Genomic DNA, 22,650 nt, shown 5'->3' on the forward strand with positions numbered 1-22,650 from the left:
TGTTGCCTTGCTAACGAATTATGACGCCCCTAGAACGATACCAAGCTGATCTGAAACGCCCGGACTTCTTCCATGACGCCGCGCAGGAAACTGCTGTGCGTCATTTGCAGCGTCTGTACGAGGATCTGATCGCCGCCGATCAGAACAAGCCGGGTCTGCTGAGCAAGCTGTTTGGCAAAAAAGATCAGACGCCGGTCAAGGGCCTGTATTTCTGGGGCGGCGTAGGTCGCGGTAAAACTTATCTGGTCGACACCTTCTTTGAAGCGCTGCCGTTCAAGGAAAAGACCCGCACCCACTTCCACCGCTTCATGAAGCGTGTTCACGAAGAGATGAAAACCCTCGGCGGCGAGAAAAATCCGCTGACCATCATCGCCAAGCGCTTCGCGACCGAGTCGCGGGTGATCTGCTTCGATGAGTTCTTCGTTTCCGACATCACCGACGCGATGATCCTCGGCACCCTGATGGAAGAGCTGTTCAAGAATGGCGTGACCCTGGTCGCGACCTCGAACATCGTTCCCGATGGCTTGTACAAGGACGGCTTGCAACGCGCGCGCTTCTTGCCCGCGATTGCGCTGATCAAGCAGAACACCGAGATCGTCAACGTCGACAGCGGCGTCGACTACCGTCTGCGCCACCTCGAACAAGCGGAGCTGTTCCACTATCCGCTCGACGAAGCTGCTCACGAAAGCCTGCGCAAGAGCTTCAAGGCACTGACGCCGGAGTGCACTGCCGCGGTCGAGAACGATGTACTGATCATCGAAAACCGTGAAATCCGTGCCCTGCGTACCTGCGATGACGTGGCGTGGTTCGACTTCCGCGAACTGTGCGACGGCCCGCGTAGCCAGAACGACTACATCGAACTGGGCAAGATTTTCCACGCTGTGTTGCTCAGCGGTGTCGAGCAGATGAGCGTCACCACCGACGACATCGCCCGCCGTTTCATCAACATGGTCGACGAGTTCTACGACCGCAACGTGAAGCTGATCATTTCTGCTGAAGTCGAGCTGAAAGATCTGTACACCGGCGGCCGTCTGAACTTCGAATTCCAGCGCACGCTGAGCCGTTTGCTGGAGATGCAATCGCACGAATTCCTGTCGCGGGCGCATAAGCCTTAAACAGAGTCGCGAAAAAAAAAAGGGCCTGCAATTGCAGGCCCTTTTTTTATCTCGAGTTCACCGGCCCGCGCACACTGATCATTCCCACGCTCCGCGTGGGAATGCATACCGTGACGCTCTGCGTCACATTCCGGGGCGGACGCAGAGCGTCCATTGGCGGCATTCCCACGCAGAGCGTGGGAACGATCATCGGGGAGGGGTTACGCAGCCTGCTGAAACTGCTGCCGATACTGGTTCGGTGACAGCTCGGTGTGCTGGCGGAACAGCCGCGCAAAGAAGCTCGCATCGTCGTAACCGACCTCATAACTGATGGTCTTGATGCTCTTGCGGCTGCCGGACAGCAAGCCTTTCGCCGTCTCGATGCGCAGCCGTTGCAGGTAATGCAGCGGCTTGTCACCCGTGGCCGTCTGGAAGCGCCGCATGAAATTGCGGATGCTCATGCCATGCTCACGCGCCACGTCTTCGAAGCGGAATTTGTCGGCGAAATGCTCTTCGAGCCAGTGCTGGATCTGCAGGATGATCACGTCCTGGTGCAGCTTCTGCCCACCGAAACCAATGCGTCCCGGCGCATAGCTGCGCTGCACTTCGTAGAGAATGTCGCGGGCTACGGCTTGCGCGACGTTGGCCCCACAGAAACGCTCGATCAAGTAGATGTAAAGGTCGCAGGCTGAGGTGGTGCCGCCAGCGCAATACAAGTTGTCGGCATCGGTCAGGTGCTTGTCCTGATTGAGATAAACCTTGGGGAAGCGCTCGGCGAAGGCATTGAAGAAGCGCCAATAGGTGGTCGCTTCCTTGCCGTTGAGCAGACCGGCCTCGGCCAGCCAGAACACCCCGGTGGCTTCGCCGCATAATACCGCGCCGCGCGAGTGTTGTTCGCGCAGCCACGGCAGGACTTGTGGATAACGGCTGCACAGCGTATCGAAATCGTCCCAGAACGCCGGGAGGATAATGACATCGGCGTTTTCCAGGCCGCCGTCGACCGGCATTACGACGTCACTGAAGCTGTTCACCGGTTTGCCGTCGGGGCTGACCAGGCGTGTTTCGAACGCCGGTGTCAGGCCGTGGCCCAGTTGTTTGCCATAACGCAGGCTGGCCAGATGGAAGAAATCCTTGGCTTGCATGAGAGTGGAGGCGAAAACCCGGTCGATTGCCAGGATGCTGACGCGCCGCAAGGGCGTGGAGACTTGCTTGGACATAATTCAACTTTTGTTTTGTTTTTATAAGGGAAAGTGGTCACCAGACGGCTGGATCGTCTTATTTTTTGTCGGATGTGTCCAGTGTCCTGTGTCAGAGGGGAGGCTTAGTCTCTGAAGGTCATCTCCCTCCAACAAGAAAGAAAGGTGCCGCATGATCCCCAGAACCTTGTTTAGCCCCGAGCACGAATTGTTTCGCGACAGCGTACGAACCTTCCTCGAAAAAGAGGCCGTGCCGTTTCATGCGCAATGGGAGAAGCAAGGCTATATCGACCGCAAACTGTGGAACAAGGCAGGCGAGGCGGGGATGCTCTGCTCGCACCTGCCTGAAGAGTACGGCGGGTTGGGGGCGGATTTTCTTTACAGCGCCGTGGTGATCGAGGAGGTCGGTCGGCTCGGTTTGACCGGCATCGGTTTCTCGCTGCATTCGGACATTGTTGCGCCGTACATCCTGCATTACGGCAGCGAAGCACTGAAGCAAAAATACCTGCCGAAACTGGTTTCGGGCGAGATGGTCACGGCCATCGCCATGACCGAGCCGGGCGCTGGTTCCGATCTGCAAGGCGTGAAGACCAGCGCTGTGCTGGACGGTGACGAGTATGTGATCAACGGTTCGAAAACCTTTATCACCAACGGCTTCCTCGCGGACCTGGTGATCGTCGTCGCCAAGACCGATCCGAAGGCCGGCGCCAAGGGCACCAGCCTGTTTCTGGTGGAAGCGAATACGCCGGGCTTCGACAAGGGCAAGCGCCTGGAAAAGGTCGGCATGAAGGCGCAGGACACCTCGGAGCTGTTCTTCCAGGATGTGCGTGTGCCCAAGGAAAACCTTCTGGGGCAGGCCGGGGCAGGCTTCGCTTACCTGATGCAGGAATTGCCGCAGGAACGTCTGACAGTGGCGATCGGTGGCCTCGCCTCGGCCGAAGCAGCGTTGCAGTGGACGCTCGATTACACCCGAGATCGCAAGGCGTTTGGCAAAGCCATTGCCGACTTCCAGAACACGCGCTTCAAGCTGGCCGAGATGGCGACTGAAATCCAGATCGGTCGAGTGTTCGTCGACAAATGTCTTGAATTGCATCTGCAAGGCAAACTGGATGTGCCAACCGCGGCAATGGCCAAATACTGGGGCACTGACCTGCAATGCAAGGTGCTCGACGAGTGCGTGCAATTGCATGGCGGCTACGGCTTCATGTGGGAATACCCGGTGGCCCGGGCGTGGGCGGATGCGCGGGTGCAGCGGATTTACGCCGGTACCAATGAAATCATGAAGGAAATTATTGCGCGGTCGCTTTGATGATCGTTCCCACGCTCTGCGTGGGCATGCCGCCGGGGACGCTCCGCGTTACGCTGTGGATGTGACGCGGAGCGTCACGGGATGCATTCCCACGCGGAGCGTGGGAACGATCAGGCGGGAAGGGGGGATCAAGGCGCAGGATTCGGATGATCCTTGTGAATCGCCTCGATCCCTTCCAGCACTTCATCCGACAGCTTCAGATCGAAGCTGGCGATGTTGCTCTCCAGTTGCTCAAGCGTCGTCGCCCCAATGATGTTGCTGGTGACGAACGGTTGCTGTGTGACGAACGCCAACGCCATCTGCGCCGGATCCAGACCGTGTTCACGGGCCAGTGCCACATAACGACTGCACGCTGCTTCCGACTGCGCATTGAAATAGCGGCTGAAGCGACTGTAGAGGCTCAGACGTCCTTTCGGCGGGCGGGCGCCACCTTCGTACTTGCCTGACAGGAAACCGAAAGCCAGCGGCGAATAGGCGAGCAAGCCGCACTGTTCGCGGATGGCGATTTCTGCCAGACCTACTTCGAAACTGCGGTTGAGCAGGTTGTACGGGTTCTGGATCGACACCGCACGCGGCCAGCCACGGGCTTCAGCGAGCGCCAGGAAACGCATGGTGCCCCACGGGGTTTCGTTGGACAGGCCGATGTGGCGGATCTTGCCGGCCTTCACCTGTTCGTCGAGCGCTTCGAGGGTGTCTTCGAGCGGCGTCAGGTTGGCTTCGATCTTGTGCTTGTAGCCCAGCTGTCCGAAAAAGTTGGTGCTGCGCTCCGGCCAGTGCAGTTGGTACAGATCGATGTAGTCGGTCTGCAGGCGCTCGAGGCTCGCGTCCACCGCTGCGGTGATGTGCTGGCGGTTGTGGCGCAGGTTTTTGTCGCGGATGTAGTCAATGGTGTTGCCCGGGCCGGCGATCTTGCTGGCAAGGATCCAGTCGGCGCGGTCACCGCGACTTTTGAAGTAATTGCCGATGTAGCGTTCGGTGGTGGCGTAGGTTTCGGCTTTCGGCGGCACCGGGTACATCTCGGCGGTGTCGATGAAATTGATCCCGGCTTCCTTGGCCCTTTCTATCTGCGCGAAGGCTTCAGCTTCAGTGTTTTGCTCGCCCCAGGTCATGGTGCCGAGGCAGATTGCACTCACGTTCAGGTCGGTACGGCCTAGCTGGCGATAGTCCATCAGGTGCTCCTTGGGCAAAACAATCATAAAAGCAGGTTGAAATATTTTTCGCAATCTGCATAATTGCCGACCTCTTTCTGCAGTGGAAGTGATGCGCCGCCGCCGAAGAATCTTGCCGTTGAACGGACGCGCCGACCCGAGCCCCCGAAAGCGTCTGTATCCGGCTGCCTTTGACTTGTCAAAGTACGCACTATTCAGTAAGATCCGCCGTCTAATTTACAGGGCGGCCCCTGAGGCTATAAAGAATGAAAACTTTTACTGCTAAACCGGAAACAGTAAAGCGCGACTGGTTTGTCGTCGACGCTGCTGGTCAGACCCTGGGTCGTCTGGCCACCGAAATCGCGAGCCGTCTGCGTGGCAAGCACAAGCCTGAGTACACTCCTCACGTTGATACCGGCGACTACATCGTCGTAATCAATGCTGAGCAGATTCGTGTTACCGGTGCTAAAACCACTGACAAAATGTACTACTCCCACTCCGGTTTCCCGGGCGGCATCAAGTCGATCAACTTTGAAAAGCTGATCGCTAAAGCCCCTGAGCGCGTGATCGAGACCGCGGTTAAAGGCATGCTGCCTAAAAACCCACTGGGTCGCGACATGTACCGTAAGCTGAAAGTCTATGCGGGCGCTGCACACCCACATACTGCTCAGCAGCCCCAAGAACTGAAGTTTTAACGGAATAGTACATTATGTCGGCGACTCAAAATTACGGCACTGGCCGTCGCAAGACCGCAACCGCACGCGTTTTCCTGCGTCCGGGTACTGGTAACATCTCCATCAACAACCGTTCGCTGGAAAACTTCTTCGGCCGTGAAACTGCCCGCATGGTAGTTCGCCAGCCGCTGGAGCTGACTGAGACTGTCGAGAAGTTCGACATCTACGTCACCGTGATCGGCGGTGGTGTAAGTGGTCAAGCTGGCGCAATCCGCCACGGCATCACTCGCGCTCTGATGGACTACGACGAAACCCTGCGTGGCGCTCTGCGCAAAGCTGGCTTCGTTACTCGCGACGCCCGTGAAGTTGAACGTAAGAAAGTTGGTCTGCGTAAAGCGCGTAAGCGTCCGCAGTACTCGAAGCGTTAATTCCGCTTCCACGTTCAAAAAGAACGCCCGCCTCCTCACGGAAGCGGGCGTTTTTTTATGCCTGTGATTTATCAAAGAATTGCGCTGCGACAACTTGCCACTTCCGTAGACCCCCTATACTGCAAGGCTTGAGGGTATGAGCTCCGGGTAATTCCCTTGTCAGAATTGGGGCTTTTCATTACCATCTCGGCAAAATTTTTATAAGTAACATTGATTTATTTAGTAGATGCCTGATTTAACAGGCCACAAAAGCTGATGGGAGAGGACTGAATGAGCAATGACGGCGTGAATGCAGGCCGGCGTCGCTTCTTGGTAGCAGCCACATCCGTGGTGGGTGCTGCAGGAGCGGTGGGGGCTGCGGTCCCGTTCGTGGGGTCATGGTTTCCCAGTGCCAAGGCGAAAGCCGCTGGTGCACCGGTGAAAGTGAATGTCAGCAAAATCGAGCCAGGACAGCAGATGATTGCTGAGTGGCGCGGCCAGCCGGTGTTCATTGTCCGCCGTACTGCGGAAATCCTGGGGAATCTCAAGAAGATCGAGGGCCAGCTCTCCGATCCAACCTCCAAAAACTCCACGCAACCCACCTATGTCGATCCTGAAGTGCGCTCGATCAAGCCGGAAATTCTGCTGCTGATCGGAATTTGCACACACTTGGGTTGCTCACCAACCTTCCGTCCCGAAGTGGCACCTGCGGATCTGGGCAAAGACTGGGTCGGTGGCTATTTCTGCCCTTGCCACGGTTCCCACTACGATCTGGCTGGCCGCGTCTACAAGTCGCAACCCGCGCCTTTGAACCTGCCAGTTCCCCCGCATTCCTATGAGACCGATGACCTGATTGTCATTGGCGTCGATACGGAGAAAGCGTGATGAGCAAGTTCATGGATTGGGTTGATGCGCGCTTTCCTGCGACCAAAATGTGGGAAGACCATCTCAGCAAGTATTACGCTCCAAAAAACTTCAACTTCTTCTATTTCTTCGGCTCTCTGGCGCTGCTGGTGCTGGTGAATCAGATCGTCACCGGTGTCTGGCTGACGATGAGCTACACGCCGTCGGCAGAAGAAGCCTTCGCTTCCGTCGAATACATCATGCGGGACGTCGAGTACGGCTCGATCCTGCGTCTGCTGCACTCGACCGGCGCTTCGGCGTTCTTCATCGTGGTCTATTTGCACATGTTCCGTGGCCTGCTCTACGGTTCGTATCAGAAACCGCGTGAGCTGGTCTGGGTGTTCGGCATGCTGATCTACCTGGCGCTGATGGCTGAAGCGTTCATGGGTTACCTTCTGCCATGGGGTCAGATGTCTTACTGGGGCGCCCAGGTGATCATCTCGTTGTTCGGTGCGATACCCGTCATCGGCAACGACCTGACTCAGTGGATTCGTGGTGACTACCTGATCTCCGGGATCACCCTGAACCGCTTCTTCGCCTTGCACGTTGTCGCGTTGCCAATCGTGATTCTCGGCTTGGTGGTGCTGCACATTCTGGCGCTGCATGAAGTGGGTTCGAACAACCCTGACGGCGTCGACATCAAGAAGCACAAAGACGAAAACGGCATCCCGCTGGACGGCATTGCCTTCCACCCGTACTACACCGTGAAAGACATTGTCGGTGTCGTGGTATTCCTGTTTATCTTCTGCTTCATTGTGTTCTTCTTCCCGGAAATGGGTGGCTACTTCCTCGAAAAACCAAACTTCGAGCAAGCCAACCCGTTCAAGACACCCGAGCATATCGCTCCGGTTTGGTACTTCACGCCGTTCTACGCAATCCTGCGGGCGATCCCCGACAAACTCATGGGTGTGATTGCCATGGGCGCGGCGATTGCGGTGCTGTTCGTGCTGCCGTGGCTGGATCGAAGCCCGGTCAAATCGATGCGCTATAAAGGCTGGATGAGCAAAATCTGGCTGCTGGTGTTCTGCATTTCGTTCGTGATTCTCGGCATTCTTGGTGTGCTTGCGCCGACGCCGGAGCGAACCTTGCTGTCGCAGGTCTGCACCTTCCTGTACTTCGCCTACTTCATTCTGATGCCGTTCTACACCAGGCTCGAGAAGACCAAACCGGTTCCGGAAAGGGTGACTGGCTGATGAAAAAGTTATTTTTTGCTCTGATTTTTGCTGCGTTGCCTGTGCTGTCTTTCGCCGCTGAACACGGTGGTCCGGAGCTGGAAAAAGTCGACATCGATGTCTCCGATAAAGCTGCCCTGCAGGACGGTGCGCGCACCTTCGCCAACTATTGCATGGGCTGCCACAGTGCCAAGTTCCAGCGTTATGAGCGCGTCGCCGATGACCTCGGTGTGCCGCACGAATTGATGCTGGAGAAGCTGGTGTTCACGGGGGCCAAGATCGGCGATCACATGAACATCGGTATGCAACCGGCTGATGCCAAGACCTGGTTCGGCGCAGCGCCGCCGGATCTGACCCTGGTCGCTCGCGTGCGCGGCACCGACTGGCTCTACGGTTACCTGAAGTCGTTCTACGAAGATCCGGCACGCCCATGGGGTGTGAATAACAAAGTCTTCCCGAACGTCGGCATGCCTAACGTGCTGGTCGGCCTGCAAGGTCGTCAGGTGGTGGGTTGCAAGCAGGTGCAGATCGTCGAAGACGGCAAGAAGCAATATGATCCGCTGACCGGTACGCCTCTGACCCATGAAGCGTGCGATCAACTGACCATCGTGCCGAAATCCGGTGCTCTGAACGAAGAGCAGTTCGATGAGAAGGTCAAGAATCTGGTAACCTTCCTGGCTTACTCGGCTAACCCGGTTAAGCTGCAACATCAGCGCATCGGTACTTATGTCTTGCTGTACCTGGCGTTCTTCTTTGTGTTCGCCTACCTGCTCAAGCGTGAATACTGGAAAGACGTGCACTGATACGCTTCAAGCATTGCTGTTAATCGCGCGCGCCCAAGGGCGCCTCCGTTAACGCAACGTCCGGTCATCCGGAAGTTGCGGGAGGCGCCCTCTGGGCGCGCGCGTTTTTCCGGTTCCGATAATTTCAACAAGCGAGGAGGATCGCCATGGGCGTGACCAATCGGTTGGCCTGTTACTCCGACCCCGCCGACCACTATTCCCACCGAGTGCGCATTGTGCTTGCAGAGAAGGGTGTCAGCGCCGAGATCATTTATGTGGAAGCTGGTCGCCAGCCGCCTAAACTGATTGAGGTGAACCCTTACGGCAGTCTCCCTACGCTGGTCGATCGTGACCTGGCGTTGTGGGAGTCGACCGTGGTGATGGAATATCTGGATGAGCGTTACCCGCACCCGCCGTTGATGCCGGTTTACCCGGTGGCGCGTGCCAACAGCCGTCTGCTGATTCATCGTATTCAGCGCGACTGGTGTGGTCTGGTGGATCTGATTCTGGATCCCAAGTCCAAGGAGGCCGCGCGTGTCGTGGCGCGCAAGGAATTGCGTGAAAGCCTGACGGGCGTGTCGCCGCTGTTTGCCGACAAGCCGTTTTTCCTCAGTGAGGAACAAAGTCTGGTGGATTGCTGCCTATTGCCAATACTCTGGCGTTTGCCGATTCTGGGTATTGAACTGCCGCGGCCAGCCAAGCCGCTGCTTGATTATATGGAGCGCTCGTTTGCGCGTGAGGCTTTCCAGGCGAGTCTGTCTGGTGTCGAACGCGATATGCGCTAAGGCTTAAGGAGCCGCTATGAACTCCAGTCGACCTTATCTGGTCCGCGCGCTCTACGAGTGGATTGTTGATAACGATTGCACCCCGCACATGCTGGTCAATTCCGAATACCCGGCGGTGCAAGTGCCGCAGGGCTTCGCCAGTGACGGGCAGATTGTCCTGAACATCTCGCCGAGCGCCGTGCGCCATCTGCACATGGACAACGACGTGGTGACCTTTGAGGGTCGCTTCGGTGGTGTCCCGCACAGCTTGTACGTGCCGATCAGCGCGATTCTGGGTATCTACGCCCGGGAGAACGGTCAGGGCATGGTGTTCGATCTCGAGTCGCCGATGGATGAGGAAGAAGAGATCGAGTCCGATGACGACTTGCCGCCACCGGACAGCGAGCCTCCGCGCCCTAGCGGTCGGCCTAGTTTGAAAGTGGTGAAGTAATAAAAAAGGCGATCCGGATGGATCGCCTTTTTTGTGTGCGCGTTTCAGCTATCAATCGATGTATTCAAACAGCTTGACGATTTTCTGCACGCCGGAAACACCCTGAACCAGATTGGTCGCCTGAGTGGCTTCCTGTTTGGTCAGCAGGCCCAGCAGGTAGACGATACCGTTTTCGGTCACAACCTTGATGCGCGAGCCTGGGATGCTGGCGTCGGTGAGCATCTGGGTCTTGATCTTGGAGGTCAGCCAGGTGTCGTTCTGGCGCGCCAGGAAACCGGACGGCGGTATGACTTGCAGTTCGTTATGAACGGTTTTTACCCGTTGGACCGCCGCTGCTGCCTGTTCAGCTTTGGCTTTCAGATCTGCGCGAGGTGTCTGGCCGGCCAGCAGTACGACACCGTTGAAACTGGTCACGACGATATGCGAATCGTTGTCCAGGGCCGGGTCGGCCTTGGCCACGTTCACACCGACTTTGGTTTCGATCAACGAGTCGTCGATCTTGCTGCCGAAGGTGCGCGTGCCACGGTCGTCGTCGATCGGTGCTTCACGGCTGGCGTTTACCACCGAGGTGCAACCACTGATGCCGAGGCACAGGGTCAAGGCCAGAAGGCCAAGGCGATTAGGGGTCATTCTTCACTCCCGAACAGTTGGCTGTCGATCAGATCGCAAAGGCAATGGATCGCCAGCAAGTGGACTTCTTGAATACGTGCAGTGACATTGGCCGGTACGCGAATCTCGACGTCCTCGGGCAACAGCAGCGACGCCATGCCGCCACCATCGCGTCCGGTCATAGCTACGACAATCATTTCGCGATCATGTGCGGCCTGGATCGCTTGAATAATGTTCGCCGAGTTGCCGCTGGTCGAAATCGCCAGCAAGACATCGCCTGGCTGGCCGAGCGCACGGATCTGTTTGGAGAACACTTCGTTGTAGCTGTAGTCGTTGGCGATCGAGGTGATCGTCGAGGTATCGGTGGTCAGGGCGATAGCCGGCAGGCTCGGACGCTCGCGCTCGAAGCGGTTGAGCAACTCGGAAGAGAAGTGCTGGGCATCGCCGGCCGAGCCGCCATTGCCGCACGAAAGCATTTTGCCCTCGTTGAGCAGGGCGTTGACCATGATCTGGCTGGCTTGCTCGATGTGCGGTGCAAGTACGTCCATCGCCTGTTGCTTGGTGTCGATACTGGCCTGGAAAAGCTGGCGAATTCGGGATTGCATGTCCATCTGTGTGACCTTAAGTAGCGCGGCTGTCCGGCACATGAATGTGCAGCCCGCAAAGCAAAGAGCAAAATTTGTCGGTGGGATTGTCCGGGTCGCAACGCCGACGATCAACTGTCGAAAGCATTCTGCAACCAGTTCAGCTGATCCGGATGGCTGTCGATGGCCACCACGTCGAAGCGGCAGGGGGAATTGGCCCAACGCGACTCGCGCTGAAGAAAATACTGCGCAGCGAAAATCAGTTTCTGCTGCTTGCGCCCATCGATGCTAGCGAGCGCGCCACCCCATTGAGTGTTTTTTCTGTAACGAACTTCAACGAATACTACTGTATCGCCATCAAGCATGACCAGATCAAGCTCACCGCGTTTGCATAACCAGTTCTGCGCCAACAGGCGCAGACCGTGTTGTTGCAGATGCTCGAGCGCCTGGCGCTCGGCATCCTTGCCGCTTTGCGAGCGTGACCTGTCAGGCATCAGCGCGGGGTGTCCGGCAGGCGTTGAACCTGACCGCTGACAAACTGCGCCCAAGGCAATTGACGCACCACGCGTTGGGTCTGGGTCATGCCGAGGCTGCCCGACTCACCATCGATGCGGCTGTCCGGCAAGGCTTTGAGTTGACCCAGGCGCGGCGCCAGGCGATAGGCATCGACACCCATTGCGTACAGGCGGCCGAGGCTGCCGGCGGCTTGTGGCCACTGCGCAACCACTTGCTGACGCAGTGGGTCGCTGGAGTCGAGCAGCCATGGGGTTTCGCAGAAGCGAATGCCGTTCATGTCGTTGTACTGGTTGACGTCGCCACTGGCGCTGTAAACGTGCGAGGTCGCGTAAACCGGAACGTCACCGGCGTACTGGAAGTTCAGGGTCGGCTTGATCTGTTGCGCCTGTTGCGGCGTCGCGGCAAGGAAGATGAACTCGATGTCCTGACGACGCGAAGGCTGTGCGGCGACGTTGGTGCCAGCGGCATTCTGCAGGCTCTTGGCGCGGGCTTCGCTCTGACGCAACTGGAACATGTCAGCGATCTGCTGAGCCAGTTGCACCGGCTGATCAACGCGTTCAGTGGCGACGATGCTGCCACCGTTGGCCTGCCAGTCCTGGCTGAAAGCGCGCAGTACGCGGTCGCCCCATTCGCCTTTCGGCACCATGATCGCGGCGCGGTGCAGGCCATCGGCACGGGCGCGGCGCGAGACTTCACGGGCTTCGTCTTCAGCGGCCAGACCAAACTGGAACAATTGTGCCGGGCCTTGATCACCTTCGCTGTAGTTCAGCGCGAGGGTGGTGATCGGCAGTTGCGGGCGAGTGCTCAGCTGTTTGACCAGTGGTTTTTCCAGTGGGCCAACGACCAGTTGCACGCCGTCAGCCTGAGCCTTGCGGTAGAACTCGTCCATCGACGTCAGCTTGGAGCTGTCGTAGAACTCGATCGCTGGCGGTTTTTGTCCGGCCTGTTGAGCCTGATAGTGCGCAGCCATGAAGCCTTCACGCAGTGCCTTGCCGACAGCGGCCAGCGGGCCGTCCTGTGGTAGCAGCAGGGCGATTTTGCTCAGTGGCTGGCTTGCCAGTTCCTTGAGTTTGGTCAGCGGCAGCGGCAGGTTGATTGCGGCCGGGTGCTTTGGATTCTGCGCGCGCCAGGTGTCGATAGCGGCTTGTTGCTGTTCCAGAGTGCCGGCAGATTTCACTGCCATGGCCAGGCCCATCCAGCCGCCGAGGTCGTCGGTGGTGTTGGGTTGCAGTTGATCAGTTGGCAGCGAGCCAATCAGGGTCCAGATCGCTTCGTGGTTCTTGCTCGCGGCTTCGCCTTGCAGCATCGGCGCGATAAACACACGCTCGCGGGCGGCAGCCAAAGTCTGGCCATCTGCTTCGAGGGCGCGGGCATGCACGGTGCCGGTGCGCACTTGCTGCTCTTCAGGCATCTCGCCCAAATGTTGCAGGCTTGGATGGCTCAGGGCAGTCAGCGCGGCTTTCGGCTGATTGCGGGTCATGGCCAGTTCGGCATTTAGCGTGCTGGCAAAAATCTGCTGGCCGGGCTTCAGTTGCTCCATCGGCACTTGCTGCAGGATTTGCGCGGACTGACCGGCGTTACCTTGACGATAAGCCAGGTCCGCAGCGCTCAGGCGCAACAGGGCGGCTTTTTCCGGGGTTTTCGCCTGGGTAGCCTGTTCGAGCAGTTGCTCGATGCTGGCATCCGGAGTCCGTGGAAGTTCGCCGAGGCTGGAGGAAGGGGAGCTGGCGCACGCCGCCAACAAGGCAGCGAGGCAGAGGGCAGTGAACAGCCGCAGGCAAGCGATCATGTAAGTGTTCCTGATACTCGATCAAATTAGCGTCGAATTGTACCCAAGCACTGGCCGGGGCGCGATGTTACTGGCGTGAATCGGACAATTTAGCTGGAGTAAATGTTGCGGCGGCGCACAACTGCGTGCAAAACCGGGTTCGGCTTGAGCGCATCGCAAGCCTCGTGACGCGCTACAATGGCCGCTTTTACCGATCACGAGGTGTGCGCTTTGACTGCTCCAGGTTCCCTGAATTCCGCTGCTGGCTCGCTTTATGTGGTGGCGACGCCCATCGGCAACCTGGACGACATCAGCGCCCGGGCCCTGAAGATTCTTCGTGAAGTGGCGTTGATTGCTGCCGAAGACACCCGCCACTCGGCGCGCCTGATGCAGCACTTCGGGATCGGCACGCCGTTGGCCGCGTGTCACGAACACAATGAACGAGATGAAGGTAGCCGCTTTATTACCCGCTTGCTGGCCGGTGACAACGTGGCGCTGATTTCCGATGCCGGTACGCCGCTGATTTCCGATCCGGGTTATCACCTGGTCCGTCAGGCCCGTGCGGCCGGAATCAATGTGGTGCCGGTGCCAGGCGCTTGTGCCCTTATCGCCGCGCTGTCGGCGGCCGGTCTGCCGTCTGACCGATTCATCTTCGAAGGTTTTCTGCCGGCCAAATCGGTCGGACGCAAGGCGCGACTGGAAGCGGTTAAAGAAGAGCCGCGCACCCTGATCTTCTATGAAGCACCGCACCGCATTCTTGAATGCCTGCAGGATATGGAAGAAGTGTTCGGCGGTGAGCGTCATGCATTGCTCGCCCGTGAAATCACCAAAACCTTTGAAACGCTCAAGGGACTACCATTGGCCGAGCTGCGCGCGTTCGTCGAGTCGGACAGCAATCAGCAGCGTGGCGAATGCGTGGTGCTGGTAGCCGGATGGACTGCGCCGGAGTCAGAAGATGCAGTCAGCAGCGAGGCGATGCGCATCCTCGATCTGCTGCTCGAAGAAATGCCGCTCAAGCGCGCCGCCGCGTTAGCCGCACAGATCACTGGCGAACGCAAAAACGTGTTGTATCAGGTTGCGCTGGAGAAACAGAAAGGCGTGTAAGCCGTCGCCTATAGCGGTCTTGAGGCTTTTAGCGCTTGTTCTTCAGGCGCTCTGCCGTTAACCTTCGCGGCGGAGAGTCGATCGGACAGTCGCTGCCCTCTATGAAAATTAGGGGGGGGAGGAAAGTCCGGGCTCCATAGGGCGAAGTGCCAGGTAATGCCTGGGAGGCGTGAGCCTACGGAAAGTGCCACAGAAAATAACCGCCTAAGCGCTTCGGCGCCGGTAAGGGTGAAAAGGTGCGGTAAGAGCGCACCGCACGTCTGGCAACAGTTCGTGGCTAGGTAAACCCCACTTGGAGCAAGACCAAATAGGGTCCCAAGGCGTGGCCCGCGCTGGGACCGGGTAGGTTGCTAAAGATGTCCAGTGATGGCCATCGTAGACGAATGACTGTTCAAGACAGAACCCGGCTTACAGATCGACTCTCCACCTTTTTCTTTCCCTGCTTGAATCATTGGCAACAGGGCTGTGTAATATCAGCAGGCCTGCTCTGAAAGTTCGGCAGCGGCAAATGCCAGTAATAGCCATTTCCCACCTTGCTTCAATCAACAGCAGAAGCGCTTTTGTAATACCGAAAAAATCTTACTCTTAACAAATTACTTTAACTTTCGAGCGCAGCTATCAGTGCTGCATCAAGTTATGGGTCGAAAGTCTCCGTCAGATTGTCGTTACTCCTCCTTTTATGCTCCTAAATCTCCGTTCTGTAAGGGTTTTCCTTTAATCCGCGCCTTGACGGTGTGGTGGGCGCATTCCTATAGTGTGCGCAAGTGGCGGAAAGTGGCATGAAGTGGGTTTTTTGAGCTCAAAACGATAAAAATTGGAGAAACGCAGACGTGTTTCGCGGAGCTAACGCTATCAGTCTCGACGCAAAGGGCCGTCTCGCTATGCCGAGCCGGTACCGTGACGAGCTCGATTCGCGCAGTTCCGGCCAATTGATCGTGACCATTGATGCCGTTGATCCGTGCCTGTGTGTCTATCCGCTCGACGAGTGGGAAATTATTGAAACCAAGTTGCGTGCGCTTCCTTCGCTTCGCGAAGAGAACCGTCGCCTGCAACGTTTGCTGATTGGTAATGCCGTCGACCTCGAACTCGATGGCAGTGGTCGTTTTCTGGTTCCACCGCGTCTGCGCGAATACGCCAAGCTCGATAAGCGCGCGATGCTGGTAGGCCAACTGAACAAGTTCCAATTGTGGGACGAGGATGCATGGAACGCGGTATCTGCCGCTGACCTTGCTGCTATTCAACAACCGGGCGCGATGCCTGATGAACTGCGTGATTTGATCCTGTGACTATTGATAGCGGCTTTAACCACATCACCGTACTGCTTGACGAAGCCGTCGAGGCTCTCGCCGTACGTCCTGATGGCTGCTATCTGGACGGAACGTTCGGGCGCGGTGGCCATAGCCGGCTGATCCTCAGCCAGCTCGGCACGGACGGTCGGCTCATCGGATTCGACAAAGATCCACAAGCGATTGCCACCGGGCAAACGCTAGCGGCCGAAGACGGCCGCTTTGTCGTTGTGCAGCGCAGCTTTGCCGAGCTCGGTTCGGTGGTTGCCGAGCAATGCTTGAGCGGCAAGGTCAGCGGTATTCTGCTCGACCTCGGCGTGTCTTCGCCGCAGCTCGACGACGCTGAACGCGGCTTCAGCTTCCTCAACGACGGCCCGCTCGACATGCGCATGGATCCGTCCCGTGGCATCAGCGCTGCCGAATTCGTCAACACCGCGCCGGCTGAGGAAATCGCCCGGGTGTTCAAGGAATACGGTGAAGAGCGTTTCTCCGGTCGCATGGCCCGCGCCGTGGCCGAGCGTCGCGATATCAAGCCGTTCGAGCGCACTGCCGATCTGGCCGAAGTGTTGAAAGTCGCCAACCCGGCATGGGAAAAGGGCAAGAACCCGGCCACCCGTGCGTTCCAGGGTTTGCGTATTCACGTCAACAACGAACTGGGCGATCTGGAAGCCGGTCTCGAAGCCGCGCTGGACGCTCTGGAAATTGGCGGCCGTCTGGTGGTGATCAGCTTCCACTCGCTGGAAGACCGCATCGTCAAACTGTTCATGCGCAAGCTGGTGAAAGGTGAAGCCGACAACCTGCCGCGCAACCTGCCGGTTCGCCACGTCGCGTTCGAACCGAAAATCAAAGTCCATGGCAAAGCGCAGACGGCCTCCGACGCCGAACTCAAAGCCAACCCACGTTCCCGTAGCGCCGTCATGCGCGTCGCGGAGAAGTTGCGGTGAGCAAGCTTTTCGCCAAGCCACTGCCCGGCGGCAGCTTTCTGATGCTGCTGCTATTTATCGGCGTGCTCGTGTCGGCCATCGCCGTGTCGTACAGCGCGCACTGGAACCGGCAGTTGCTCAACACCCTTTACAACGAACTCAGCGTGCGCGACAAGGCGCAGGCCGAGTGGGGGCGTTTGATTCTTGAGCAAAGCACCTGGACCGCGCACAGCCGGATCGAAGTGCTGGCCACCGAACAACTGAAAATGCACATCCCCGGCGCGGCTGACGTGAAGATGGTGGCGCCATGATGAAACTCGAAGGCGCACTGTTCCCATGGCGCTTCCGCCTGATGGTGGCGCTGCTCGGCGTGATGGTTGCGGCGATCTGCTGGCGCATCATCGACCTGCAAGTGGTCGACCGTGACTTCCTCAAAGGTCAGGGCGACGCACGTAGTCTGCGTCACATTCCGATTCCGGCTCACCGTGGTCTGATCACCGACCGTAACGGCGAGCCTTTGGCCGTGAGTACCCCGGTGACCACGCTGTGGGCTAACGCCAAGGAAATGCAAACGGCGAAAGAGAAGTGGCCGGCACTCGCCGCCGCGCTGGGCCAGGACCCGAAAGCCCTGACCGAACGCCTCGAAGCCCAGGCCAACAAAGAATTCATTTACCTGGTGCGCGGGTTGACCCCTGAGCAGGGCCAGTCGGTGCTCGACCTGAAAGTGCCGGGCGTCTACGGCATCGAAGAATTCCGCCGGTTCTACCCGGCCGGTGAAGTCACTGCGCACATGGTCGGGTTTACCGACATCGATGACCACGGTCGTGAAGGTGTCGAACTGGCTTATGACGAATGGCTCGCCGGGGTGCCGGGCAAACGACAGGTCATCAAGGATCGGCGCGGACGGCTGATCAAGGATGTCCAGGTCACCAAAAACGCCAAGGCCGGCAAGCCCTTGGCGTTGTCCATTGACCTGCGTCTGCAATATCTGGCCAACCGCGAGCTGCGTAACGCGATCATCGAGAACGGCGCCAAGGCCGGCAGTCTGGTGATCATGGACGTCAAGACCGGCGAGATTCTGGCCATGGTCAACCAGCCGACCTACAACCCGAACAACCGTCGCAACCTGCAACCGGCAATGATGCGTAACCGCGCGATGATCGACGTATTCGAACCCGGTTCGACCATGAAAGCCATCTCGATGAGCGCCGCGATCGAAACCGGCCGCTGGAAACCGAGCGACACCGTCGAGGTGTATCCGGGCTCCCTGCAGATCGGCAAGTACACGATCAAGGACGTTTCCAAGACTGAAGGTCCGGTGCTCGACCTGACCGGCATCCTGATCAATTCCAGTAACGTCGGCATGAGCAAGGTCGCGTTCGATATCGGCGGCGAAACGATTTTCCGTCTCGCGCAAAAAGTCGGCCTCGGCCAGGACACCGGCCTCGGCTTCCCGGGCGAACGTGTCGGCAACCTGCCGAACTACCGCGAATGGCGCAAGGCTGAAACCGCAACGCTGTCCTACGGTTACGGTATTTCCGTGACCGCGATCCAGTTAGTTCATGCGTTCTCGGCGTTGGCCAACAACGGTCGTCTCGCGCCGCTGACCCTGATCAAAACCGACAAACCGCCGCAGACCACGCAAGTGCTGCCGGAAGCGGTCGCGAAAACCATGCAAGGCATGCTCACTCAGGTGATCGAGGCGCCGCGTGGCGTGTTCCGTGCGCAGGTGCCGGCGTATCACGTGGCTGGCAAGTCGGGTACCGCGCGCAAGACTTCGGTGGGTACCAAGGGCTACGCGGAAAACTCTTATCGCTCGCTGTTCGCCGGTTTCGGCCCGATGAGCGACCCGCGTTACGCGATTGTTGTGGTGATCGATGAGCCGTCCAAGGCCGGTTACTTCGGTGGTCTGGTTTCCGCGCCGGTGTTCAGCCGTGTGATGTCCGGCACCCTGCGCCTGATGAACGTTACGCCGGACAACCTGCCGGCGACGCAGCAAGCCAACGCCACCCCGGTCGTTCCGCTGAAAGCCAATGGAGGGCGCGGCTGATGTCATTAAGTCTGAACAAGATATTCCCCCACGCCGGCCACGATCTGTTGATCCGTGAACTGGCGCTGGACAGCCGCAACGTACGCGCGGGCGATCTGTTCCTCGCCGTGCCTGGCGGAAAATTCGATGGCCGTGCGCACATTGCCGACGCATTGCAGCGTGGTGCGGCGGCTGTAGCTTATGAAGTGGAAGGTGCCACCGTGCTGCCGATCACTGACGTGCCGCTGATTCCGGTCAAAGGCCTGGCAGCACAGCTGTCGGACATCGCCGGGCGTTTTTACGGTGAGCCAAGCCATCACCTGAATCTGATTGGCGTGACCGGCACCAACGGCAAGACCAGCGTGACCCAGTTGGTCGCGCAGGCACTGGATCTGCTCGGCCAGCATTGCGGCATCGTCGGCACCTTGGGTTCCGGCTTCTATGGCGCACTGCAAAGCGGTCTGCACACCACGCCAAACCCGATCGCCGTGCAAGCGACGTTGGGCGACCTGAAAAAGGCCGGGGCCAAAGCCGTGGCCATGGAAGTCTCGTCCCACGGTCTGGATCAGGGCCGCGTGACGGCGCTGGCGTTCGATGTCGCGGTGATGACCAACCTGTCCCGCGATCATCTGGATTATCACGGCAGCATGGAGGCGTACGCAGAGGCCAAGGCCAAGCTGTTCGCCTGGAATGATCTGAAGTGCCGCGTGGTCAACCTCGACGACGATTTCGGCCGGCAACTGGCCGCTGAAAAACGTGAGTCGCGGCTGATCACCTACAGCCTGCTCGACAGCAGCGCGTACCTGTTCTGCCGCGAAGCGCAGTTTGACGACCACGGTGTGCGCGCCACATTGGTCACGCCGCAGGGCGAACATCATCTGCGCAGCACGCTGCTCGGCCGTTTCAACCTGAGCAACGTTCTGGCGGCGGTCGGCGCCTTGCTCGGTCTGGATTACGCGCTCGACGAAATTCTCAAAGTGTTGCCGAAACTCGAAGGCCCGGCCGGGCGCATGCAGCGTCTCGGTGGCGGCACGCAGCCGTTGGTGGTGGTCGATTACGCCCACACCCCGGACGCGCTGGAAAAAGTTCTGAGCGCATTGCGCCCGCACGTCAAAGGTCAACTGCTGTGCCTGTTCGGCTGCGGCGGTGACCGTGATCGCGGCAAGCGTCCGTTGATGGCCGAAGTGGTCGAGCGTCTGGCCGATCAGGTACTGGTCACCGACGACAACCCGCGTACCGAAGATCCAGCAGTGATTTTCGATGACATCCGCGCCGGTTTCACGGCTGTGGATAAAGTCACCTTTGTCGCTGGCCGTGGCCAGGCGATTGCGCAACTGATTGCCGGCGCGTCCGCCGATGACGTGGTCGTACTGGCCGGTAAAGGTCACGAGGACTATCAGGAAATCAACGGCGAACGCCATGCCTTCTCTGATCTGGTCGAGGCCGATCACGCCCTGACCGCTTGGGAGGTGGCCCATGCTTAAGGCTCTGAAACTCAGCGAGCTGAGCAACGCGCTCGATGCACGTTTGATTGCTGCCGATGCCAGTTTCGACGGCGTCAGCATCGACAGTCGCGCGATTCAGCCCGGCCAACTGTTTATTGCCCTGACCGGTCCGCGTTTCGATGGTCATGACTATCTGAATGATGTCGCTGGCAAAGGCGCCGTTGCCGCGCTGGTCGAGCGCGAAGTCGCCGACAGCACGCTGCCGCAACTGCTGGTCAAAGACACCCGTCAGGCCCTTGGTCAGTTGGGTGCCTTGAACCGTGCCGCGTTCACTCAGCCAGTCGCCGCGATTACCGGTTCCAGCGGCAAGACCACGGTCAAGGAAATGCTTGCGAGCATCCTGCGCACGCGCGGTCCGGTATTGGCGACCCGTGGCAATCTGAACAACGACCTCGGCGCACCACTGACCCTGCTCGAACTGGCCCCGGAACACACTTCGGCGGTGATCGAACTGGGCGCCTCGCGTCTGGGGGAAATCGCTTATACCGTCGGCCTGACCAAGCCGCATGTGGCGATCCTGAATAACGCCGGCACGGCTCACGTCGGTGAGTTTGGCGGGCCGGAGAAAATCGTCGAAGCCAAGGGTGAAATCATCGACGGGCTCGCGGCTGATGGCGTCGCCGTGCTCAACCTCGATGACAAGGCCTTCGGTATCTGGAAGACCCGTGCGGGCGCGCGCAAAGTGCTGACCTTCGCCTTGAGCAACACTCAGTCGGATTTCTACGCCAGCGATCTGAGCACTGATGCACGCGGTTGCCCGGCCTTCAATCTGCACACACCTGAAGGTGTCGAGCGCGTTCAACTGAACCTGCTCGGCACCCATAACGTCGCCAACTCCATGGCCGCAGCCGCTGCCGCGCACGCCTTGGGCGTGTCGCTGTTCGGCATCGCCACCGGGCTTGGCGCAGTACAACCGGTCAAGGGTCGCACCGTCGCGCAACTGGCGAAGAACGGCATGCGCGTGATCGATGACACTTACAACGCAAACCCCACCTCTATGTGCGCGGCCGTTGATATACTCGCCGGCTTTTCCGGCCGCACCGTCCTGGTGCTCGGAGATATCGGCGAGTTGGGCGATTGGGCGGAGCAGGGGCACCGCGACGTGGGCGAGTACGCCCGGGGCAAGGTTTCCGCGCTTTACGCAGTCGGGCCACACATGGTTCACGCCGTAAACGCATTCGGTGAACAGGCGCATCACTTCGGCACGCAAGCCGAACTGATCCAGGCCCTCGACGCCGAGCAGGACACAAACACCACTATTTTGATCAAGGGTTCGCGCAGTGCAGCGATGGAAAACATCGTTGCGGCTCTGTGCGGGTCCAGTCTGGAGAAACATTAATGCTGCTGCTGCTAGCGGAGTATCTGCAACAGTTCTACAAAGGCTTCGCGGTCTTTCAGTACCTGACCCTGCGCGGGATTCTCGGTGTACTGACCGCGCTGGTTTTGTCGCTGTGCTATGGCCCGTGGATGATCCGCACCCTGCAGAACCGTCAGATCGGTCAATCCGTGCGTAACGACGGTCCGCAATCGCACCTGTCCAAGTCGGGAACACCGACCATGGGCGGCGCACTGATTCTGTCTTCGATCGGCGTCAGCACCTTGCTTTGGGCTGACCTGAGCAACCGCTACGTCTGGACTGTTTTGTTGGTGACTCTGTTGTTCGGCGCCATCGGCTGGGTCGACGATTACCGCAAAGTCATCGAGAAGAACTCCCGTGGCTTGCCGAGCCGCTGGAAGTATTTCTGGCAATCGGTGTTCGGCCTCGGCGCGGCGATCTTCCTTTATATGACCGCGTCCACCCCAGTGGAAACCACACTGATCCTGCCGATGCTCAAGGACTACAGCATTCCGCTGGGCCTGGGCTTCATCGTGCTGACTTACTTTGTGATCGTCGGTTCGAGCAACGCGGTCAACCTGACTGACGGCCTCGATGGCCTGGCAATCATGCCAACCGTGATGGTCGGTGGTGGCCTCGGCATTTTCTGCTACCTGTCGGGTAACGTGAAATTCGCTGAATACCTGCTGATTCCTTACGTGCCGGGCGCGGGCGAACTGATCGTGTTCTGCGGCGCGCTGATCGGTGCCGGTCTCGGTTTCCTGTGGTTCAACACCTATCCGGCGCAAGTGTTCATGGGCGACGTCGGTGCCCTGGCACTCGGCGCGGCACTGGGCACCATCGCGGTGATCGTCCGTCAGGAAATCGTCCTGTTCATCATGGGCGGCGTGTTCGTGATGGAAACCCTGTCAGTCGTCATTCAGGTTGCGTCCTTTAAGCTGACCGGTCGCCGTGTGTTCCGCATGGCACCGATCCACCACCATTTTGAACTCAAGGGCTGGCCCGAGCCGCGCGTGATCGTCCGTTTCTGGATCATCACCGTGATTCTCGTGTTGATTGGCCTTGCCACCCTGAAGCTGAGGTAGAACGA

23 protein-coding genes and 1 other RNA gene are annotated in these 22,650 nt (G+C 58.7%); 18 read left to right on the top strand and 6 right to left on the bottom strand.

The window, feature by feature from the left end; genetic code table 11:
- Positions 1–20 precede the first annotated feature (20 nt).
- Entirely contained in the window at positions 21–1,115 is a 1,095-nt protein-coding gene (gene zapE / locus FGA82_RS14345) for a cell division protein ZapE (RefSeq protein ID WP_038361044.1), read from the top strand.
- Positions 1,116–1,315: 200 nt separating this feature from the next.
- On the opposite strand, the gene FGA82_RS14350 is transcribed toward zapE, so the two are convergent.
- Positions 1,316–2,212: a GlxA family transcriptional regulator gene (locus tag FGA82_RS14350; protein ID WP_171057287.1), complete on the bottom strand. Its 897-nt coding sequence runs from the start codon at positions 2,210–2,212 to the stop codon at positions 1,316–1,318.
- A gap of 250 nt (positions 2,213–2,462) precedes the next feature.
- On the opposite strand from FGA82_RS14350, the gene FGA82_RS14355 reads away from it, so the two are divergent.
- Positions 2,463–3,599: an acyl-CoA dehydrogenase family protein gene (locus tag FGA82_RS14355; protein ID WP_141127571.1), complete on the top strand. Its 1,137-nt coding sequence runs from the start codon at positions 2,463–2,465 to the stop codon at positions 3,597–3,599.
- Between the two features lie 128 nt (positions 3,600–3,727).
- On the opposite strand, the gene FGA82_RS14360 is transcribed toward FGA82_RS14355, so the two are convergent.
- A complete protein-coding gene (locus tag FGA82_RS14360; protein ID WP_141127572.1) occupies positions 3,728–4,768 on the bottom strand; it encodes an NADP(H)-dependent aldo-keto reductase in 1,041 nt (346 codons plus the stop codon).
- Positions 4,769–5,013: 245 nt separating this feature from the next.
- Here FGA82_RS14360 and rplM point away from each other — a divergent pair, with 245 nt between their 5' ends.
- The 7 genes from rplM (at position 5,014) to FGA82_RS14395 (ending at position 9,900) form a co-directional block, all read left to right on the top strand.
- Positions 5,014–5,442, top strand: a complete 429-nt coding sequence (rplM, locus tag FGA82_RS14365; RefSeq protein ID WP_007917032.1) for a 50S ribosomal protein L13 — start codon at positions 5,014–5,016, stop codon at positions 5,440–5,442.
- Between the two features lie 14 nt (positions 5,443–5,456).
- Positions 5,457–5,849, top strand: a complete 393-nt coding sequence (gene rpsI, locus FGA82_RS14370) for a 30S ribosomal protein S9 (protein WP_008080273.1) — start codon at positions 5,457–5,459, stop codon at positions 5,847–5,849.
- Between the two features lie 270 nt (positions 5,850–6,119).
- Positions 6,120–6,713 (top strand): ubiquinol-cytochrome c reductase iron-sulfur subunit, encoded by a 594-nt coding sequence (gene petA / locus FGA82_RS14375; protein ID WP_003228055.1) that lies wholly within the window; start codon positions 6,120–6,122, stop codon positions 6,711–6,713.
- Positions 6,713–7,924 carry a cytochrome b gene (locus tag FGA82_RS14380; RefSeq protein WP_007917029.1) on the top strand — a complete coding sequence of 404 codons (1,212 nt, stop codon included), beginning with the start codon at positions 6,713–6,715 and terminating at the stop codon, positions 7,922–7,924. The genes petA and FGA82_RS14380 overlap by 1 nt, the downstream gene beginning before the upstream one ends.
- Positions 7,924–8,706: a cytochrome c1 gene (locus FGA82_RS14385; protein WP_038361065.1), complete on the top strand. Its 783-nt coding sequence runs from the start codon at positions 7,924–7,926 to the stop codon at positions 8,704–8,706. Before FGA82_RS14380 ends, FGA82_RS14385 begins: the two co-directional genes overlap by 1 nt.
- A gap of 146 nt (positions 8,707–8,852) precedes the next feature.
- Positions 8,853–9,470, top strand: a complete 618-nt coding sequence (locus tag FGA82_RS14390; RefSeq protein WP_007917025.1) for a glutathione S-transferase N-terminal domain-containing protein — start codon at positions 8,853–8,855, stop codon at positions 9,468–9,470.
- Between the two features lie 16 nt (positions 9,471–9,486).
- Entirely contained in the window at positions 9,487–9,900 is a 414-nt protein-coding gene (locus FGA82_RS14395) for a ClpXP protease specificity-enhancing factor (RefSeq protein ID WP_141127573.1), read from the top strand.
- Positions 9,901–9,951: 51 nt separating this feature from the next.
- Here the strand turns inward: FGA82_RS14395 and FGA82_RS14400 are convergent, their stop codons facing one another.
- From FGA82_RS14400 to FGA82_RS14415, 4 genes are all read right to left on the bottom strand, one after another.
- Complete coding sequence (locus FGA82_RS14400; protein ID WP_007917023.1) at positions 9,952–10,530, bottom strand: BON domain-containing protein; 579 nt, start codon at positions 10,528–10,530, stop codon at positions 9,952–9,954.
- Entirely contained in the window at positions 10,527–11,120 is a 594-nt protein-coding gene (locus FGA82_RS14405; protein ID WP_007917022.1) for a phosphoheptose isomerase, read from the bottom strand. The genes FGA82_RS14400 and FGA82_RS14405 overlap by 4 nt, the downstream gene beginning before the upstream one ends.
- 104 nt (positions 11,121–11,224) lie before the next feature.
- Complete coding sequence (locus tag FGA82_RS14410) at positions 11,225–11,587, bottom strand: YraN family protein (protein WP_007917019.1); 363 nt, start codon at positions 11,585–11,587, stop codon at positions 11,225–11,227.
- Positions 11,587–13,398, bottom strand: a complete 1,812-nt coding sequence (locus tag FGA82_RS14415) for a penicillin-binding protein activator (protein ID WP_141127574.1) — start codon at positions 13,396–13,398, stop codon at positions 11,587–11,589. Before FGA82_RS14415 ends, FGA82_RS14410 begins: the two co-directional genes overlap by 1 nt.
- 177 nt (positions 13,399–13,575) lie before the next feature.
- On the opposite strand from FGA82_RS14415, the gene rsmI reads away from it, so the two are divergent.
- From rsmI to mraY, 9 genes are all read left to right on the top strand, one after another.
- Positions 13,576–14,481 carry a 16S rRNA (cytidine(1402)-2'-O)-methyltransferase gene (gene rsmI, locus FGA82_RS14420; protein WP_141127575.1) on the top strand — a complete coding sequence of 302 codons (906 nt, stop codon included), beginning with the start codon at positions 13,576–13,578 and terminating at the stop codon, positions 14,479–14,481.
- A 73-nt stretch (positions 14,482–14,554) separates the two neighbouring features.
- Positions 14,555–14,908: RNase P RNA component class A (rnpB, locus tag FGA82_RS14425), an RNA gene on the top strand.
- A 403-nt stretch (positions 14,909–15,311) separates the two neighbouring features.
- On the top strand, positions 15,312–15,767 hold the full coding sequence (gene mraZ / locus FGA82_RS14430; protein ID WP_007917012.1) for a division/cell wall cluster transcriptional repressor MraZ: 456 nt from the start codon (positions 15,312–15,314) through the stop codon (positions 15,765–15,767).
- Positions 15,764–16,711, top strand: coding sequence for a 16S rRNA (cytosine(1402)-N(4))-methyltransferase RsmH (gene rsmH, locus FGA82_RS14435; protein WP_432767148.1), 948 nt, complete (start codon positions 15,764–15,766; stop codon positions 16,709–16,711). The genes mraZ and rsmH overlap by 4 nt, the downstream gene beginning before the upstream one ends.
- Positions 16,708–17,001: a cell division protein FtsL gene (gene ftsL, locus FGA82_RS14440; RefSeq protein WP_007917008.1), complete on the top strand. Its 294-nt coding sequence runs from the start codon at positions 16,708–16,710 to the stop codon at positions 16,999–17,001. Before rsmH ends, ftsL begins: the two co-directional genes overlap by 4 nt.
- The gene (locus FGA82_RS14445) at positions 17,001–18,740 is read left to right on the top strand and encodes a peptidoglycan D,D-transpeptidase FtsI family protein (RefSeq protein ID WP_171057288.1); all 1,740 of its coding nucleotides are present in this window, start codon (positions 17,001–17,003) and stop codon (positions 18,738–18,740) included. The genes ftsL and FGA82_RS14445 overlap by 1 nt, the downstream gene beginning before the upstream one ends.
- On the top strand, positions 18,740–20,203 hold the full coding sequence (locus tag FGA82_RS14450) for a UDP-N-acetylmuramoyl-L-alanyl-D-glutamate--2,6-diaminopimelate ligase (protein ID WP_141127577.1): 1,464 nt from the start codon (positions 18,740–18,742) through the stop codon (positions 20,201–20,203). The genes FGA82_RS14445 and FGA82_RS14450 overlap by 1 nt, the downstream gene beginning before the upstream one ends.
- The gene (locus FGA82_RS14455) at positions 20,196–21,563 is read left to right on the top strand and encodes a UDP-N-acetylmuramoyl-tripeptide--D-alanyl-D-alanine ligase (protein ID WP_141127578.1); all 1,368 of its coding nucleotides are present in this window, start codon (positions 20,196–20,198) and stop codon (positions 21,561–21,563) included. Before FGA82_RS14450 ends, FGA82_RS14455 begins: the two co-directional genes overlap by 8 nt.
- Positions 21,563–22,645 carry a phospho-N-acetylmuramoyl-pentapeptide-transferase gene (mraY, locus tag FGA82_RS14460; protein WP_007917000.1) on the top strand — a complete coding sequence of 361 codons (1,083 nt, stop codon included), beginning with the start codon at positions 21,563–21,565 and terminating at the stop codon, positions 22,643–22,645. Before FGA82_RS14455 ends, mraY begins: the two co-directional genes overlap by 1 nt.
- The last annotated feature ends 5 nt before the right edge of the window (positions 22,646–22,650 follow it).

Origin of the sequence: Pseudomonas fluorescens (assembly GCF_005938625.1) — a bacterium.
Taxonomy (GTDB): domain Bacteria; phylum Pseudomonadota; class Gammaproteobacteria; order Pseudomonadales; family Pseudomonadaceae; genus Aquipseudomonas; species Aquipseudomonas fluorescens_BD.